Origin of the sequence: Pectobacterium sp. HCp5_1 (assembly GCF_032905925.1) — a bacterium.
Lineage (GTDB): Bacteria > Pseudomonadota > Gammaproteobacteria > Enterobacterales > Enterobacteriaceae > Pectobacterium > Pectobacterium brasiliense_A.
In genome coordinates this window covers 44,391-61,391 of record NZ_JAUMIO010000022.1, presented here as the reverse complement: position 1 = coordinate 61,391, position 17,001 = coordinate 44,391, and the positions used below count along the sequence as shown (strand labels likewise).

The following is a 17,001-nucleotide window of genomic DNA, read 5'->3' as shown; positions in this document are numbered from 1 at the left end:
AACCTGAGCTTTCAAGAGGCGTTACATGGATTACCTGCCAATATTCTGTCAGTTGCACGATAAACCTTGTCTATTGGTAGGAGGGGGTGAAATAGCCGAGCGTAAAGCCCGGCTATTGCTGGATGCTGGCGCAGTGATTACCGTCAATGCGCTCGATTTTAACGATCAATTTCGGGCGTGGGAGCAGGATGCTCAATTAACGCTGGTACAGGGCACCTTCGATCCCACGTTACTGGACGCGGTGTGGCTGGTGATTGCCGCTACCGACGATCAGGACGTCAATAACCATGTCTATGCCAGCGCCAGCGAGCGCCGGATTTTCTGTAACGTGGTGGATTCACCAGAACGCGCCAGCTTCATTATGCCGTCGATCATCGACCGTTCACCGCTGATGGTCGCGGTGTCTTCTGGCGGCGCTGCTCCGGTATTGGCTCGACTACTGCGGGAAAAACTGGAAAGTATTCTGCCGCAAAATCTCGGTAAGCTGGCGACCTACGCAGGTGAATTGCGCAGTCGGGTCAAAAGCCGGTTCCGCAATATGAGCGCGCGCCGTCGCTTCTGGGAAAAGCTCTTCGTACACGATCGGCTGGCGCAGGCGCTGGCCAATGACAATAGCCAGAGCGTTCAACAACTGACAGAACTGCTTTTCTCTGCGCCGCTCGATGACCGGGGTGAGGTGACGCTGGTCGGTGCAGGGCCGGGTGACGCAGGATTACTGACGTTGAAAGGCCTACAGCATCTCCAGCAGGCCGACATCGTCGTTTACGATCGACTGGTATCGAAAGAGATTCTCAACCTGTCGCGCCGCGACGCCGAGCGAATCTTCGTCGGCAAAGCCTCTGGCTATCACAGCGTTCCTCAGGATCAAATCAATCAGTTGCTGGAAGAAAAGGCACGCGCCGGCCATCGGGTCGTCAGGCTGAAAGGCGGCGATCCCTTTATCTTCGGCCGTGGTGCCGAAGAGCTGGAGCACCTGCAACAGGCCGGCGTACCGTTCTCCGTCGTCCCCGGTATTACGGCCGCGTCGGGCTGTTCAGCCTACAGCGGTATCCCGCTCACCCATCGCGATCACTCGCAGGGCGTCAGGCTGATCACCGGACACGTCAAGCACGACACCGATCTGGACTGGTCCAGCCTCGCAGCGGAAAAACAAACGCTGGTGTTTTACATGGGGCTTCAGCAGGCTGAGCACATTCAAAGTAAGCTCATCGAACAGCGGTTACCGGAAACCGTGCCTGTCGCGATTATCGAAAACGGCACCTCAACCAAACAGCGCGTTCTGACTGGACAGCTCTCCCAACTGCGCGAATTAGCACAACAAGCCAGCAGCCCGAGTTTGATCATCATCGGCAACGTTGTCGGGCTGCGGGAAAAATTGAGCTGGTTCTCTGACCAGACAGCATAATCCTCTCCTTACTACCCTACTCACCCGCTATCCGCTCTACCGGATAGCGGTTATGCACCATCATAATGCAACGCCCCGTCAAATAGCATAATAATGCACTATTTTAAACATACTCCCTTACAAAATGTCACTTTAATGCTTTACCGCAGGCCACATCTGCCTTATTTTGACTAAAACAAAACCCATTAATAAGCAGACTATATGAATAAATAATCAATAATCGTTTACGTAAAACGTGGCCCGACTATTGCTTAGCTTTCTAATAGATTCGCGGCACGACCTCTGAATCGTTCCTATCGAACCGATTTCATCGTCAAGCCATCGTGGTTTATCGAAATGAGTGCCTCATCGAACGAGTACATCTCGAAAGGTGATACATCGCGTCATTACGTATTTCTACTCTCGTTCCTGAACGGAGTATGTAGTCCTCTCATCACAAAAACAGTTCTGTTTAGCAGAACAATAAGCAAGCAGTTTGGAGTCACTTGTGGAAGACGTTACTTTCTGGCAGCTCATCAGTTTTGGTGAACATGGCTGGGGGAAATTATTACTCATCGGGGCAGGAATGACGCTCGCACTGGCGATCGGCGGCTTCCTTCTAGGGGCGGTGATCGGCACGATCGGTGCCTGGTCCAAAATTTGCGGCAATCGCCCCGTGCGCTATCTGGCCGATGGCTACACGACGCTTATCCGTGGCGTCCCCGATCTACTCATCATCTACCTGCTGTATTTCGGCGGCAGCTCTGCGTTAACCCTGCTCGCCAAACTGTTTGGCAGCAATGAGTTCTTTGGCTTTCCCGGCTTCCTCGCCGGGGTAATCGCCGTCGGCATTTCCTCCGGCGCGCAGCAGACGGAAGTCTACCGCGGTGCCTTCTACGCCGTGTCCAAAGGGGAAATTGAGGCCGCCAAAGCCTGCGGTATGCCAACGTTACTGCGCCTGCGCCGCATCATCATTCCACTCCTGCTGCGCCACGCTATCCCCCCACTCGGCAACGTGTGGCAGTTGGTGCTGAAAACCTCTGCGCTGGTTTCTGTTACCGGCGTCGCTGAACTATTGACGCAGGCGCAAACTGGCGCGGGATCTACCGGCAAACCGTTTGATTTCTTCATGGCGGCCGCGCTGCTGTATCTGGCTATCTCAATCTGTTCCGGCTGGATTATGCGCCGTGCTGAGTCTCATTATTCCCGGGGTGTGAAACGCTGATGGATTTTCCTTTTCTGTACGAAACGTTTCTGGAGATTATTCCCGGTATCCCGTTAACCCTGCAGCTGGCGGTCAGTTCGGTCTTTTTGGGCTTCTTTCTGGCGCTGGGCTTAGCGTTGATGCAGCTGTCATCCTTTACCGTACTGCGCTCAATTGCCCGGACCTACGTGCTGTTTTTCCGCGGTACGCCGCTGCTGGTTCAGCTGTTCCTGATTTACTACGGGCTGGGGCAATTCACCTGGGTTCGGGAAAGTATACTTTGGCCATTCCTGCGAGAACCGCACTGGTGTGCCCTGCTGTCGCTCAGCCTGTGTACCGGTGCCTATGCCAGTGAAATTATCCGTGGCGGATTGCAGTCCGTTCCGGTTGGCCAGATCGAATCGGCGCGCGCCTGCGGCATGCCGTCGTTCATGATTTTCAAGCGTATCGTTTTTCCGCTGGCAATTCGTCAGGCGCTCCCTGCTTACGGCAACGAGCTGATTTCGATGGTCAAATCGACCTCACTGGCTTCCATCATCACGCTGATGGAAATCACCGGAATTGCTGCACGTCTCATCGCAGAAACCTACCGGGCGCTCGAAGTGTTCCTGGTCGCTGGTGCTATTTATCTGTTTATTAACCTTATTCTGACACGTTTACTGATGTGGACAGAATTTAGGCTTACCCCTCATCTCCGTGCGCCGGGTGCGCAACCGGCAGCGAAAAAAATTAAGAAATTGGGAGATCTGCAATGACGACACCCGCCATTAGCCTGCGCAACATTCATAAAAGCTTCGGCTCTCTGGACGTCCTGAAAGGGATTTCGATTGAGGCCAATCAGGGCGAAGTCATCTCAATTCTGGGATCGTCCGGTTCAGGTAAATCGACGCTGCTGCGCTGTAGCAACCTGCTTGAGCTTCCCGATCAGGGCGAGATTATCGTCGGCGGAGAAGCGATTGAAATGAAGCCGAACCGCAAAGGCCAGAACCGCCCGTCGAACCTCAAACAGATCGACAGAATTCGTACCCAGTTGGGCATGGTGTTCCAGAATTTTAACCTCTGGTCACACAAGACCGTGCTGGAAAACATCATCGAAGCGCCCGTGCACGTCTTAAAACGTCCACAGGCGGAGTGCGTGGAGCACGCCGAGCAGCTGTTAGAGAAAGTCGGTCTGGCGGATAAGCGTCACTACTATCCTGCGCATTTGTCCGGTGGACAGCAGCAGCGCGCTGCGATTGCCCGTGCGCTCGCGATGGAACCCAAAGTGATGCTGTTTGATGAGCCGACCTCCGCGCTTGACCCGGAGCTGGTCGGCGAAGTGCTGCGCGTCATGCGCACGCTGGCGGACGAAGGGATGACCATGCTGGTCGTGACCCACGAAATGGATTTTGCCCGCGAAGTCTCCAACCGCATCGTCTTCCTCCATCAGGGGGAAATTGAAGAACAGGGAACGCCGGAGCACGTTTTCACTGCCAGCCAGTCGGCTCGCTTCCGGCAATTTATTGCCAGTTGGTAAACACAACCTCGCCACTCTCGTTACAGTGGTGGGAAATAAACAAAATATAATTATATGAAATACCAGGAGAAAAAATAATATGATCAAATCAAAACTCACACTGCTCGCCTGCTCGCTGTGTATGGCGGGAACGCTGGCCGCCTCATTCACCGCCTCAGCGGAAGAGAAAAAATGGACGACCGTCCGCATCGCGACCGAAGGCGCTTACCACCCGTATAACTTCACCAAACCAGACGGTACGCTGGATGGCATGGAGATCGAGCTGTACAAAGTGCTGTGTAACAACATGCAGGTGAAATGCGAGATCATGGTTCAGCCCTTCGCCAGCGCGATTCCTGCGCTGAACGCGGGTAAATATGACGCGATCATCGCGGGTATGTCCGCCACGGCAAAACGTCGTGAAGTGATCGACTTCAGCCAGCCGTACACGCAGGCAGGACAGACTTTCGCCGTACTGAAATCCAGCTCGCTCGCCAAGGATTTCCCAGACGCGGGCGTGCGTTTCTCTATTGAACCCGCCGATGAAGCCACAGCACTGGCAGAAGTTGAGAAGCTGAAACCGCTGCTGGAAGGCAAAACCATCGGCGTACAGTCCGCCTCTATCGCCAGCGCCTTTTTGGATAAATACATGAAAGGCGTGATGAAAGTGCGCGAATATAAAACCACCCAGGAACACGATCTGGATCTGAAAGCAGGCCGTGTGGATCTAGTTATCGCTTCCGCACCTTACCTGAAAAGCACGACGGACAAACCGGGCAATGACAACATCGTGATGCCAGGGCCACAGTTCATCGGCGGCATTCTGGGCAGCGGTTCTTCCGTTGGCCTGCGCAAAAGCGATCCTGAGCTGAAAGCCATGTTCGACAAGGCAATCGATCAGGCTAAACAAGATGGCACCATCCGGAAACTGAGCGAAAAATGGTTCGGCATGGACACCACGCCGCTCTAAGCGTTACCCAATCGCAGAATCGCGTGTCATGGCCGATTGGCTGTGACACGCTCCTCGCCAATGCCATCCGAGAAATCAAACGAGCACACCACGCATGAATGCAACACACAATGAAGGAACGCTGCCGGCCGTTAATCGCCAGAACGTGGAAGAAATCTGCGATCTGATTGCCACCAAGCGGCAGCAGTTCTGTACGCTGAGCGACGGCATCTGGGATACGCCAGAGCTGAACTACGAAGAGCATCGTTCGGCGGCACAGCACGAAGCCATCCTGAAAGCAGAAGGCTTCCGTCTGACGAAAGGCATCGCCGACATGCCGACCGCACTGCTGGGTGAATTCGGCGAAGGTTTGCCGATTATCGCCATTCTGGGTGAATACGATGCGCTGCCGGGCCTGAGCCAGCAGGCGAATGTCGCTGAGCCAAAGCCGTTGGAAAACGGTGGCAACGGCCACGGTTGCGGACATAACCTGCTCGGCACCGCGGCACTACAGGCAGCGACGGCAGTGAAAGATTATCTGCAAAAGCACGCATTATCTGGAACCGTGCGCTTTTACGGCTGCCCTGCGGAAGAAGGCGGATCGTCCAAAGGTTTTATGGTTAAGGAAGGCGTTTTTGATGACGTCGATATCGCCCTCTGCTGGCACCCGGCGACCTTCACCGGCGTCAACAGCCCGGTCTCACTGGCCTGTAATGAACTGAATTTTTACTTCAAAGGTCGCGCGGCTCATGCCGCCAGCAGCCCACATCTGGGGCGCAGCGCGCTGGATGCGGTGGAACTGATGAACGTTGGCGTGAACTACATGCGCGAACACATGCCGTCCTCTGCCCGCATCCACTATGCGATTACCGACAGCGGCGGCCACGCTCCGAACGTCGTTCAGGCCAATGCCACCGTGCGTTACCTCGTACGGGCTCGCCAGTTGCCGGAACTGCACCAGTTGGTCAAACGCGTGAAGAAAATTGCCGAAGGCGCAGCGCTGATGACAGAAACCGAAGTCAGCAGCGAAGTGATTAGCGGTGATGCCAATCTGCTGGCAAACCCGCCGCTGGAAGCGCGTATGCACGAACATCTGCTGGCGCTCGGCCCGATACCGTTCGATGACGAAGACCGCAAAATGGCAGCGATGTTCCAGACCGCGCTGAGCGCCGAAGACATTGCCGAATCCTACGCACGTTTCGGCGTTAAACCGCAGCCGGGTTTAACGCTGCACGACGGAATTTATCCGCTGTATAGCCCGAATGATGCCTTCATCGGTTCTACGGACGTGGGAACGGTTAGCTGGGTTGTGCCAACCGTACAGATTCGCAGCGCCACCTATGCCATCGGCACGCCAGCACATTCGTGGCAGTTGGTCGCACAGGGGAAAACAGGAGCCGCACACAAAGGCACGGAGTATGCGGCGAAAGCGATGGCCTCACTGGCTATCGATCTGCTGGTCACGCCCGAACTGGTTGCACAGGCAAAAGCCGACCATCAGGAAAGATTGCAGCAGACACCGTTTGAGAACCCGATTCCAGACGACGTGTTTCCGCCTATCCCACAAGGATAAGATAGCGGATTCAAAGGGATAGATAAGCAGTAGCAGGAAACCGTCAGGAGAGAGCCTCCTGACGGTAATTAAGACTTACGGACGGGCAACAAAACCGATAGCGTCGTAGACTTTCTTCAGCGTTTCCTGTGCGCGAGCACTCGCTTTATCAGCCCCTTCACGCATGATCTGTTGCAGGAAAGCCTCATCGTTACGGTAGCGATGATAACGTTCTTGCAGCTCAGACAGCATACCGGATACGGCATCCGCCACCGCGCCTTTCAGGTGACCATACATCTGGCCATCAAATTCCTGCTCCAGCTCAGGGATGGGTTTTCCCGTCACGCCAGACAGAATATCCAACAGGTTGGATACCCCGGCTTTATTCTTCACATCATAGCGAATGACTGGCGGCTCATCGGAATCTGTCATCGCGCGTTTGATCTTCTTCACCACCGCTTTCGGATCTTCCAGCAGCCCGATAACGTTATTGCGGTTATCGTCGGACTTGGACATCTTCTTGGTCGGCTCCAGCAGCGACATCACGCGCGCGCCAGATTTCGGAATGAACGGCTCTGGCACTTTGAAAATGTCGCCATACAGGCTGTTGAAACGCTGCCCGACGTCACGGCTCAGTTCCAGATGCTGTTTCTGATCTTCACCCACTGGCACCTGATTCGTTTGGTACAGCAGGATATCCGCCGCCATCAGCACCGGATAACTAAACAGACCGGCGTTGATGTTCTCTTCATAACGCGCGGATTTATCCTTGAACTGCGTCATGCGGCTCAGTTCGCCGAAATACGCGTAGCAGTTTAGTATCCAGCTCAGTTGGCTGTGCTCAGGCACGTGCGACTGAACAAAAATGGTGCTCTTTTTCGGATCGATGCCGCAGGCCAGATACAGCGCCAGCGTATCCAGCGTCGCTTTTCTCAGCGCCTGCGGATCCTGACGTACCGTGATGGCATGCAAATCCACAATGCAATAGATGCAGTCGTAATCGTCCTGCATGTTGACCCACTGACGTAACGCCCCCATGTAGTTACCAATGGTCAATTCACCAGACGGCTGCGCACCGCTAAATACAATGGGTTTGCTCATACTAAGGGTTCCTGATTGTGTGAAGAAGACTGCCCGATCAGGGGCAAAATATCGGCAAAACGATCCAGAACGACATCCGGCTGACTCAGCTCGATCGCTTCACCATAGTTATAACCATACGTCATGCCGACACTGCGACAGCCCGCCGCCTGTGCCGCCTGAATATCATTGCGGGAATCGCCGACGAACAGAAGCTCGCTGGCACGCAGCCCCAGCTTACCGAGCACCAGATAGAGCGGCGCAGGATGCGGCTTTTTCACAATGACATCATCGCCACCGATGATCAGCGAAAAATAGTCGCCAATCCCCAGGCCTGCCAAGAGCGGGGCAACGAACGGCGTGGGTTTATTCGTCACCACCGCCATAGGAATGCCCTGCTGCGCCAACTGCGCCAGCGTCTCTTTTACCTGTGGAAACAGCGTGCTACCGCTATCCACCGTCTGCGCATAATAGACATCGAACCGCTCACGGGTTTCTTGCAAGCGTGCACCTGTAGGCTCAACGCCAGCCCAGCGCAGCGCCCGTTCAACCATCACGTCCGCACCGTTACCAATCCAGGTTGCGACACGCGCTTCGCCCGCAGCAGGCAACGACTGCGCCACTAAGGCCTGATCGATCGCCGCCGCCAGACCCGGTGCGCTGTGAATCAGCGTCCCGTCCAAATCAAAAGCTAATCCGCGAACTGCGGTTAATTCAGTCATGTGTCGTCCTTGAAATTTCACTACGCATTTGATCAATGACGGCACGGTAATCTGGATGACCAAAAATCGCCGATCCCGCCACAAACATATCCGCGCCCGCTTCAGCAATTGCGCCGATATTTTCTACTTTTACGCCGCCATCGACTTCCAGTCGAATGTCGTAACCGCTGTCGTCGATCAAGCGACGAACCTGACGCAGTTTATCCAGCGTGCTGGGAATAAAGGACTGGCCGCCAAATCCAGGGTTAACCGACATCAGCAGAATGATATCCAGCTTATCCATGACGTAATCGAGATAACTCAGCGGCGTCGCCGGGTTAAACACCAGCCCAGCCTTGCAGCCGTGATCTTTGATCAGTTGCAGTGAACGATCGAGATGATCCGTGGCTTCGGGATGAAAGGTAATGAAGCTGGCTCCCGCATTGGCGAAATCCGGGATGATACGATCGACCGGTTTCACCATCAGGTGGACGTCAATCGGCGCGGTAATACCGTAATCGCGCAGGGATTTCAGGACCAGCGGGCCAATCGTCAAATTTGGCACATAGTGGTTATCCATGACATCAAAATGGACCACATCCGCTCCGGCAGCCAATACGTTAGCGGTATCTTCACCAAGACGGGCAAAATCAGCCGACAGAATGGACGGCGCGATTAAAAACGGTTTCATTCATTTCTCCAAACGGTAAAGTCTGAATGCCTGCGGGTAACCTATTCCCGGCTAATGACGCCTCTCAGACGGCATTAACCGATTCACCGCGCTCTGTTTACCCCAAACGGTATTACCGATATAGGGCCAATAACTCGTTTACTTTACTACGCCCTAAAATATTGCGGCTAATCGTTCTGCGTGCTTTAACAACATAAAGCACCGCTTCCTGATACCACTCACGAGTCAGTAACGTGTCATGATTGGAAATCAGTACCGGAATCTGGCTTTCTGCTGATAAACGGCGCGCCAATTGCGCCAAACTCTGCTGGTCGGCACGACTGAAATTATTGGTGTGATAGGCCGTAAAATTCGCGGTCGCAGACAGTGGCGCATAAGGCGGATCGCAATAAATCACCGATCCCTTCTCTGCTTTTTCCAATGTGTCCTGATAATGCTCACAGACGAAAGTGGCATTTTGCGCTTTGAAGGCGAACCAGCGAATTTCTTCTTCAGGGAAATAGGGCTTCTTGTAACGCCCGAAAGGAACATTGAATTCACCGCGCATGTTGTAACGGCACAGGCCGTTATAGCAGTGGCGATTCAAATAGAGAAACAGCAGCGCGCGCCGATAGGCATCGCTGCAAAGGTTAAATTCGTCACGCAGCAGATAAAACGTCTCCGACGTGTTGACCTCATCCGTAAAAAGTTTACGGGCGTCGGTAACAAACTCATCTGCATTCGATTTAACGATATTGTAGAGATTAATCAGGTCGCTATTAATATCAGCCAGTATGTAGCGATCGTATTCCGTATTCAGAAACACGGAACCCGCGCCAACAAAGGGCTCAATGAGACAGTCTCCTGCGGGTAAATAGCGACGAATTTCTTCTACCAGCGGATATTTACCACCAGCCCATTTTAAAAAAGCGCGGTTCTTCTTCATGCCGTCGTTAGTTACTCATACGTTTCAGAGCCGCGGATTGTACTCTGTGTCAGACAGCACATCAGGGCTAAAATTGGTGTTACTTATTCAAGTCCTGCTTCACCTGGCGGATCGGCTTAACCCATGGTTTTTTCGCTTGTACCTCTGCGGGCAACGCGGCAATTGCCTGTTTCGCTTCCGCAGAAGAAGCATAGACTCCGGTCACTAACACATACCAGGATTTTCCGTCTCGTTTCGTTTCATACACCCAAGAATGGGCGAGATTATGCTGTTTTGCGTAGGCTTTCAGCGTATCCGAGCGTGATGCGCTGCTCAGTTGCAACGTAAAACTGCTGGCAGGCGCATTCTGTACGGAAACGTTCTGCCCAGCCGCTGCAGGAGCCGCTTTTGCATTAGCTGCGGGTTTGCTTGCTGCTGGCGCTTTTGGCGCGCTGTTCGCAGCAGGCTTAGCGTTGCTAGCGTGTGCAGGCGTCGTGTTGTGCGTATTTTTAGCAGATGAGGTCGCAGGCGTTTTCCCCGCCGGAGCAACCGTCGCAGGCGCCGTTGGCAGCGTCGAGTTTCCTGCTGCGCCCTGAGAGAATTCGCTCACGCGCCCTTGTTGTTGTGACAGCGCATCGGTGATATTGCCCGGCAGCTCAATACGCTGCTGGCCTGCCACCGGCGGTTGAATCTGTGCATCTGTCGGCGTACCGGAAATCGGTGGAGCACTCAATGTCTGAGGCGACGTCGGCGTTTGAGAAGACGCCTGTCCTGGCATTTGACCATGACTGGCCTCGCCGGAAACGGCCGCAGGGCTTTCACTCGGAGAGGAAGGCTGCGTGCTCTGGGTCATGGAGGGCGAGGAAGAGAGATCGATATTTCGCTCGCCACTCGCTTGATTCTGCGTCTGTGAGGTTTGTGGCTGAGAAGGTGCCTGCAAGGCAGATCCAATACCCACGATCAGCAACACCAGCACCACAATCCCGATGCCAATCATCAGGTGCTGTCTGGAAAGCGCGATTTTAGGTACCGCGAAATTGCTGCTTTTCTGCTGACGAGTAGGTCGACGGTCACTGGTATCAGGCTTCAGCTCATCTTCCGGCTTGAACTCATCCATTTAACATCTCCCCACTAAAAAGCTCAAATTCACCACGCGGTCGCCAAGGCGAATCATTGAATCGTAACGCATTGTATTTTATTAACCATAACCCATCAGGGCGTGTCTGTCGTTAATACTTATCTTTCATAACCCGATAGCATTACGCATCAGGCAAGACAATCAGCTATCGAAGCCAACACCATGTCATGCGCAACGCCGCCACGAACTTCAGATTGACCGATTGCCGTTGGCAGCACCAGACGTAACTCGCCCGCCAGCACTTTCTTGTCGCGCATCATATGAGGAAGATAGGATTCAGGTGTCATTTGCGTTGGGCCGTTTACAGGTAAGCCAGCGCGAATCAGCAGAGACTTGACTCGCTCGACATCCTCAACGGAGAACTGCCCAAGGCGACGTGCCGTATGTGCAGCCATCACCATGCCTGCCGCAACCGCTTCGCCGTGAAGCCAGTTACCGTAGCCCATTTCTGCTTCAATGGCATGCCCGTAAGTATGGCCCAAGTTGAGCAGCGCACGCATACCGCTTTCGCGTTCATCTGCTGCAACCACCGCCGCTTTGATTTCACAGCAGCGTCGAATGCAGTAAGCCAGCGCGTCATGCTGTAGCGCACGCACGGCTTCAATGTTTTCTTCAAGCCAAAGAAAGAAATCGCGATCCAGAATAATGCCGTACTTGATGACTTCCGCCAGCCCGGATGACAATTCCCGTGCCGGTAAAGATTTCAGGCAGTCCAGATCGATCACAACCGATACGGGCTGGTAGAACGCCCCGATCATGTTTTTACCCAACGGGTGATTGACGGCGGTTTTACCACCGACGGAAGAATCTACCTGCGATAGCAGCGTTGTCGGCACCTGAATAAACCGGACGCCACGCTGATAACTGGCCGCGGCAAAACCGGCTAAATCGCCGATGACACCGCCACCCAAGGCAACAATCGTCGTATCACGACCATGCGGTTTCGCCAACAGCGCGGTAAAAACCTGATCCAATACGGTCAGCGATTTGTGCTGCTCGCCGTCAGGTAAGATAACCTGATCGACATGCACGCCACTGTTTTCCAACACGCCACGAACGCGGTCAAGGTACAGAGGAGCCAACGTCTGGTTCGTCACCAGCATGGCCTGCTCCCCCGCTTTCAACGGCATAAAAGAAGCCGAATCATCAAATAATCCAGCGGCTATCGTAATGGGATAACTACGTTCCCCTAGTGTTACGGTAATTCTTTCCATGCGCGTTAAACAACCCGTTCAGGATCCGCTCAATGCGGATAAGGTATGCTCTTAGTTACTTTCCAGCATATTGATAATCTGGTTAGCAACGACCTTGGCACTTTGCTCGTCAGTCCGAATGGTAACGTCAGCGATTTCTTCATAAAGCGGGTTCCGCTCTTTCGCCAACGCTTCCAATACTTCACGTGGAGGGGTTTCAACCTGAAGTAACGGACGCTTCTTGTCACGCTGCGTGCGGGCAAGCTGTTTCTCGATTGTCGTTTCCAAATAAACGACAACGCCGCGCGCGGAAAGACGATTACGCGTCTCACGTGATTTGACTGAGCCACCGCCTGTCGCCAGTACGATGCCTTGCTTTTCCGTCAATTCATTAATGACTTTCTCTTCACGATCGCGGAAGCCTTCTTCGCCTTCCACATCGAATACCCAGCCCACATCAGCCCCAGTGCGTCGCTCAATTTCTTGATCGGAGTCGAAAAACTCCATATTGAGTTGCTGAGCTAACTGACGGCCAATAGTGCTTTTGCCGGCACCCATAGGCCCAACCAGAAAGATATTGCGTTTCTCTGCCATGTTTTTTGGTATTACTAAGACAATTCGTTAATGATAACCCGCCCCGCCAATCAACCCAGCGGCGGGACCTAAACTGAAACCTCATGAGCGATAGTGCGAGAATCAGACAAAAAATTATCTCAAGACTCAGGGTAGTTTGGCAACCGAATAAAATGTCACACCGACCACAGGGGGTCAATGCAGTATGTTTTATCGACATTTTCGGTGGAACAACACTTCAGTGCTCAATTCGCTAACCCTTGTAAGCTAAATCCGCCGCAGCGTCAAACTCATAAGCGACGAACGTGACAAAATATTGCGCCCAATCCGAAAGAAAAACACCGTATGACATCAGAGCCCGCCTGAGTTTACTCACGATGATGCGGGTATCAGCGTCGGCGTAATGAAAATGACCAATTCTCGGCGCGTATGCTGCTGAGTATGGTTTCTGAACAGATGACCAAATACGGGAACCTCGCCCAATATAGGGACCTGTCTGTCGCTGTTCTTTTTTTGCTGCTGGAAAATACCGCCTAAAACGATGGTTTCTCCATCAGCGACCGTCACCTGGGTTTGGATTTCCTGTTTATCGATCGCTAACGCTTCGCCATTATCGCCCTGCTTAATCGTCTGCCCCGGCATGTTTTGGCTGATTTTCAGGTTCAGCGTAATCCGTCCGGCACGCAGAATGTCGGGTGTAACTTCCATCCCTAATACCGCCTCTTTGAACTCGATAGACGTCGATCCGCTGGCACCGCTGGAGACCTGATACGGAATTTCCGTGCCTTGTTTAATACTGGCGGTCTGCTGGTGCGCGGTAAACAAGCGAGGGCTGGCGATAATCTCGACCTGACTTTCCTGTTCCAGCGCCATTAATTCCAGGTCCAGCAGGCGACCATTCAAGCGCGCCAAATGGAATCCGGCATTGATCGCGGGCGTATCGACTGGCAGGCCAACGTTAAAATTATTCAGCCTGAGTGCCTTGTTAGCCGCATCCCCTTCACCCAGTCCCCAATTCACGCCCAGCGCCTGCAGGTGCTCGCTACTGATGGTGACGATATGTGCCGCCAGTTGTACCTGCGCTAGTGGCAGATCGAGCTCTTTCACCCACGGTTCGAGCTGTGCCAGAGCCTCTTCCGTATCGCGAATCAATAGGGTATTCGTCCGCTTATCCACGGTTACGCTGCCCCGCGTAGAGAGTAGCGTTCCACGCTGAGCCTGAACGCTGGCCGCCACTTCCGTCGCATCAGCATATTGCAATGCAATAGAGATATTATGCAGCGGCAATTTCTGCGCCTGCTCCGCCGCCTGTTCGTCTCGTTCTTTCTGTAAGGATTCAAGGTGCCCGGCAGGGAAAACCATCAGCACATTGCCGTTCCGCTCGACGCTGAGCTTCCCCATGCGTAAAACAATATCCAATGCCTGCTGCCAGGGAATATCAGCCAGCCTCAGGCTAAGGTTCCCCGTCACGCCCGGAGCGATCACCACATTGAGCTGTTGGTGATCGGCTAACGCCTGTAGCACCCGAGGTATCGGTGAATCTTCAAACGCCATCGATACCGAACTTTCCGCACTGGCCTGAAACGGCGCGGCGAGAAGAAGTAACCCACTCCACGCCAGCACCCGACATAACATCCTCATATTCATAACCTTCCTTGTTATCGAGATACGCTGTTGCCAGCGTTGTTTTCAAAAAACGGTTGTCCAAAGACGGCGTTCAAAATACGTGCGTCAGGCAGACTGCATCTATTTCGCTGGCTTAGTGATAAACGGAGAAATCAGCAGCAGATTCTCTGGCAGACCGTCACAGCTTGCCTCATGCGCTGTCGGGACAAGTTTGGCCCCTGATTTATCCATTTGACTGACCACCCAATTCCCCGGAGGGATCGTCTCGCCGCGTGTCAGCCTGAGCCAACCAGCCTCCGGCTGCGCTAACCAGCCAGTCCAACGGTCGCCAGAACCTATCACGCCTTTTAGCTGCCACGCTGGCAGTGTCGCTGGGGGCAGACAGCGTGAAGCAGCCAGAGGCTGAAAAGGGTCGATACGTTCTGCGAGCTTTTCCGCCTGTACGCTATGTGGCGCAAAGAGCAGTATCAATGCGATACAACGTGTTATGTGGCTCATGGCGATACCTCCGGCCTGATTAGCGATAGCTCAACCAGAAGCTGCGGTTTTTCCGACGCCGCCGCTGGAGCGGCATCAGGCTTTACGGTCAGTTGCGTTATTCGCAGCACATAAGGTAATGCCATCAGCGCACGAAGCACCTGCAATACGCCCGTGTAATTCGCGCTAAATGCCAATTGCCAACGTTCCTGATGAGGAGCTCCCGCATGAGGAGGAGCGGGCTGCCAGGATAGAAGCGACGCCCCCGCCAGCGATAGAGGTTCAACGATAAGCTGTGCCAGTCTGTCAGGCTGAAAGGGATCGTCTTGCGCGGTTTTCTCCGCTAATTGCGTGCGTAGCACCGAGAGCAGCGGCATCGCATCGAGCTTTTGCTGAAGTTCCCCTACATCCAGACGCGCCTGAACGGTTTGCTCTTCTATGCCAATCACCGCCTGCCGTACTTCACCGATGAGGAACCAGCCTGCTAACAGCCCAGCAACGGCGACAAACGCCAATTGAAGCGCTAGCTGCTGCCAGAGCGGTTTATTCACTAACTCAGGCCGGTTCAGTACAACGGCAGTCACGATCGCTTGATTAATGATGGTCTTTCCCCGGTAAGGAAACACCCGTATCGCGCCAGTTGGCCTGAAAGGAAAAGCGCAACGGGGTATTCACACCACGCTCTCGGGACGTATGCAGCAACTGCACACGCTCGACGGAAACATGACGTGATAACGCGTGCTGTAGCGTAATGATATCGTGATAGTTTTCACTTACACCGGACAGCAGCAGATGCGATCCGCGGTCAGCAATTTCCGTCAGCCACAGACGCGCGGGCACCATGCCAGCAAGCTGATCTAACAGATGGAGGTTACGACGATTGTCGTGCTGGACTCTCGCCTCGGCGCGTTCCTGTTCCAGATAGCGACGCAGCGCTTCTCGTGCCTGATGCGTTTGTTGATACTGCACCGTCAGTTGCTGTTGCTGGGCCAGCACCGCATTGAGTTCATCCTGCGCGCGTTGCTGCCTGTTTTGCCAAAGCAGATAGCTCGCCGCAATAAGGCATAGCATCAACCCCGTCTGTAGCCACAGCAGCCCTAGCCAACGGCGTGCCCGCTGACGCATCCGAGTGTTGCGCCAGGGTAAAAGATTAATCAGCAACATAGTCAGGCATCCTCAGGACGCAATGCCAATCCACCCGCAATCGCAAAAGCCGAGGGGAAACTCGGCAGCGGCGGCTGCATATGGTTAAACACCGTTAACGGCGACCACGGCTGCAATACGTCGGTCTGCTGGCTGGGTAAATCGGGCGAGACGCTAGAGTAATAGGCTATGTTATCGACATCATGCTGATAGCGAGTGCTTACAACCGATAAGATATCGGCCTCGCCATTCAGCTCATCAAGGTGTATCACGCCCGAGTGAAAAGCATGGTTCAACGGGGAAACCCACAGCCAGCCATCCAACAAGCGATGCAGCAACAGACGGTGAGTTTCAAGCCCAGCCCGCTGCGCCATCGCCCGAAGCGCACAGGTTGAAACCTCAAGCACATCGGGGTGTAGCCCCGCGCTATTCAGGCATGCCAGCCAGTGATCGACCTCCTGTCGGCGCGCGGCCGTCACCAGCAGCGAACCCCGCATCTGCGGATCTTCCCGATAGTCTATCGCCAGCGATTCGCTGCTGATCGGTAGCTTACGAGCCGCCAGGGTTTCGATGTAGAGGCTACGCTCCGGCTCCTGTAAACGCGGGTCGGGCATCGGTAAATGGTGCTGTAAAATCAACTGAGCAGGGAACCCTACCCGTAGCGAAATATGTCCAGGCAGTAAACGACGCCATGTTCGCAAGGCCTCACAAAGTGCCTCAGTATGGTGTAGACTACCCGTGCGCAAGGTGTCGTCTGGTAGCGGATATTGCCACCAGTGACGAAGCTGCCAGCCATCGCGGCGGCGCTGAACCGCCAGCGCACGCATGAAGCCGTTTTGTATATCAACGCCAACCCGCCAGATGTGATAACCCATGTTCAACCCGATTTCC

General features: G+C 54.0%; 18 protein-coding genes. 6 read left to right on the top strand and 12 right to left on the bottom strand.

Annotation, left to right across the window (positions count from 1 at the left end):
- Nucleotides 1-25 precede the first annotated feature (25 nt).
- The 6 genes from cysG to Q3A88_RS15355 all read left to right on the top strand — a co-directional run bounded on the left by cysG (nucleotide 26) and on the right by Q3A88_RS15355 (nucleotide 6,605).
- A complete protein-coding gene (gene cysG / locus Q3A88_RS15380; RefSeq protein WP_039288677.1) occupies nucleotides 26-1,405 on the top strand; it encodes a siroheme synthase CysG in 1,380 nt (459 codons plus the stop codon).
- 487 nt (nucleotides 1,406-1,892) lie between these two features.
- Nucleotides 1,893-2,609, top strand: coding sequence for an ABC transporter permease (locus Q3A88_RS15375; protein ID WP_010277628.1), 717 nt, complete (start codon nucleotides 1,893-1,895; stop codon nucleotides 2,607-2,609).
- On the top strand, nucleotides 2,609-3,343 hold the full coding sequence (locus Q3A88_RS15370) for an ABC transporter permease (RefSeq protein ID WP_233989574.1): 735 nt from the start codon (nucleotides 2,609-2,611) through the stop codon (nucleotides 3,341-3,343). Before Q3A88_RS15375 ends, Q3A88_RS15370 begins: the two co-directional genes overlap by 1 nt.
- A complete protein-coding gene (locus Q3A88_RS15365) occupies nucleotides 3,340-4,104 on the top strand; it encodes an ABC transporter ATP-binding protein (protein WP_010277637.1) in 765 nt (254 codons plus the stop codon). Before Q3A88_RS15370 ends, Q3A88_RS15365 begins: the two co-directional genes overlap by 4 nt.
- Nucleotides 4,105-4,183: 79 nt before the next feature.
- On the top strand, nucleotides 4,184-5,053 hold the full coding sequence (locus Q3A88_RS15360; protein ID WP_317178225.1) for a transporter substrate-binding domain-containing protein: 870 nt from the start codon (nucleotides 4,184-4,186) through the stop codon (nucleotides 5,051-5,053).
- Nucleotides 5,054-5,147: 94 nt separating this feature from the next.
- Complete coding sequence (locus Q3A88_RS15355; RefSeq protein ID WP_039288667.1) at nucleotides 5,148-6,605, top strand: M20 family metallopeptidase; 1,458 nt, start codon at nucleotides 5,148-5,150, stop codon at nucleotides 6,603-6,605.
- Between the two features lie 75 nt (nucleotides 6,606-6,680).
- Here the strand turns inward: Q3A88_RS15355 and trpS are convergent, their stop codons facing one another.
- The 12 genes from trpS to pilM form a co-directional block, all read right to left on the bottom strand.
- A complete protein-coding gene (gene trpS, locus Q3A88_RS15350; protein WP_119873304.1) occupies nucleotides 6,681-7,685 on the bottom strand; it encodes a tryptophan--tRNA ligase in 1,005 nt (334 codons plus the stop codon).
- Nucleotides 7,682-8,386 (bottom strand): phosphoglycolate phosphatase, encoded by a 705-nt coding sequence (locus Q3A88_RS15345; protein ID WP_014916854.1) that lies wholly within the window; start codon nucleotides 8,384-8,386, stop codon nucleotides 7,682-7,684. Before Q3A88_RS15345 ends, trpS begins: the two co-directional genes overlap by 4 nt.
- On the bottom strand, nucleotides 8,379-9,056 hold the full coding sequence (rpe, locus tag Q3A88_RS15340; RefSeq protein WP_010297113.1) for a ribulose-phosphate 3-epimerase: 678 nt from the start codon (nucleotides 9,054-9,056) through the stop codon (nucleotides 8,379-8,381). Before rpe ends, Q3A88_RS15345 begins: the two co-directional genes overlap by 8 nt.
- 112 nt (nucleotides 9,057-9,168) lie before the next feature.
- Complete coding sequence (gene dam, locus Q3A88_RS15335) at nucleotides 9,169-9,981, bottom strand: adenine-specific DNA-methyltransferase (protein WP_014916855.1); 813 nt, start codon at nucleotides 9,979-9,981, stop codon at nucleotides 9,169-9,171.
- A gap of 79 nt (nucleotides 9,982-10,060) precedes the next feature.
- Nucleotides 10,061-11,077 carry an SPOR domain-containing protein gene (locus Q3A88_RS15330; protein WP_317178224.1) on the bottom strand — a complete coding sequence of 339 codons (1,017 nt, stop codon included), beginning with the start codon at nucleotides 11,075-11,077 and terminating at the stop codon, nucleotides 10,061-10,063.
- Between the two features lie 149 nt (nucleotides 11,078-11,226).
- Nucleotides 11,227-12,312 (bottom strand): 3-dehydroquinate synthase, encoded by a 1,086-nt coding sequence (gene aroB, locus Q3A88_RS15325; RefSeq protein WP_010277670.1) that lies wholly within the window; start codon nucleotides 12,310-12,312, stop codon nucleotides 11,227-11,229.
- A 51-nt stretch (nucleotides 12,313-12,363) separates the two neighbouring features.
- Nucleotides 12,364-12,885 carry a shikimate kinase AroK gene (aroK, locus tag Q3A88_RS15320; protein ID WP_005969451.1) on the bottom strand — a complete coding sequence of 174 codons (522 nt, stop codon included), beginning with the start codon at nucleotides 12,883-12,885 and terminating at the stop codon, nucleotides 12,364-12,366.
- A 351-nt stretch (nucleotides 12,886-13,236) separates the two neighbouring features.
- Nucleotides 13,237-14,511 carry a DNA uptake porin HofQ gene (hofQ, locus tag Q3A88_RS15315; RefSeq protein WP_233989570.1) on the bottom strand — a complete coding sequence of 425 codons (1,275 nt, stop codon included), beginning with the start codon at nucleotides 14,509-14,511 and terminating at the stop codon, nucleotides 13,237-13,239.
- Between the two features lie 99 nt (nucleotides 14,512-14,610).
- Nucleotides 14,611-14,988 carry a HofP DNA utilization family protein gene (locus Q3A88_RS15310; RefSeq protein ID WP_180784873.1) on the bottom strand — a complete coding sequence of 126 codons (378 nt, stop codon included), beginning with the start codon at nucleotides 14,986-14,988 and terminating at the stop codon, nucleotides 14,611-14,613.
- Nucleotides 14,985-15,569, bottom strand: a complete 585-nt coding sequence (locus tag Q3A88_RS15305) for a hypothetical protein (RefSeq protein WP_233989576.1) — start codon at nucleotides 15,567-15,569, stop codon at nucleotides 14,985-14,987. Before Q3A88_RS15305 ends, Q3A88_RS15310 begins: the two co-directional genes overlap by 4 nt.
- Nucleotides 15,562-16,131, bottom strand: coding sequence for a PilN domain-containing protein (locus Q3A88_RS15300; protein ID WP_233989569.1), 570 nt, complete (start codon nucleotides 16,129-16,131; stop codon nucleotides 15,562-15,564). Before Q3A88_RS15300 ends, Q3A88_RS15305 begins: the two co-directional genes overlap by 8 nt.
- A 2-nt stretch (nucleotides 16,132-16,133) precedes the next feature.
- Nucleotides 16,134-16,985, bottom strand: coding sequence for a type IV pilus biogenesis protein PilM (gene pilM, locus Q3A88_RS15295; RefSeq protein WP_233989568.1), 852 nt, complete (start codon nucleotides 16,983-16,985; stop codon nucleotides 16,134-16,136).
- Nucleotides 16,986-17,001: the final 16 nt, after the last annotated feature.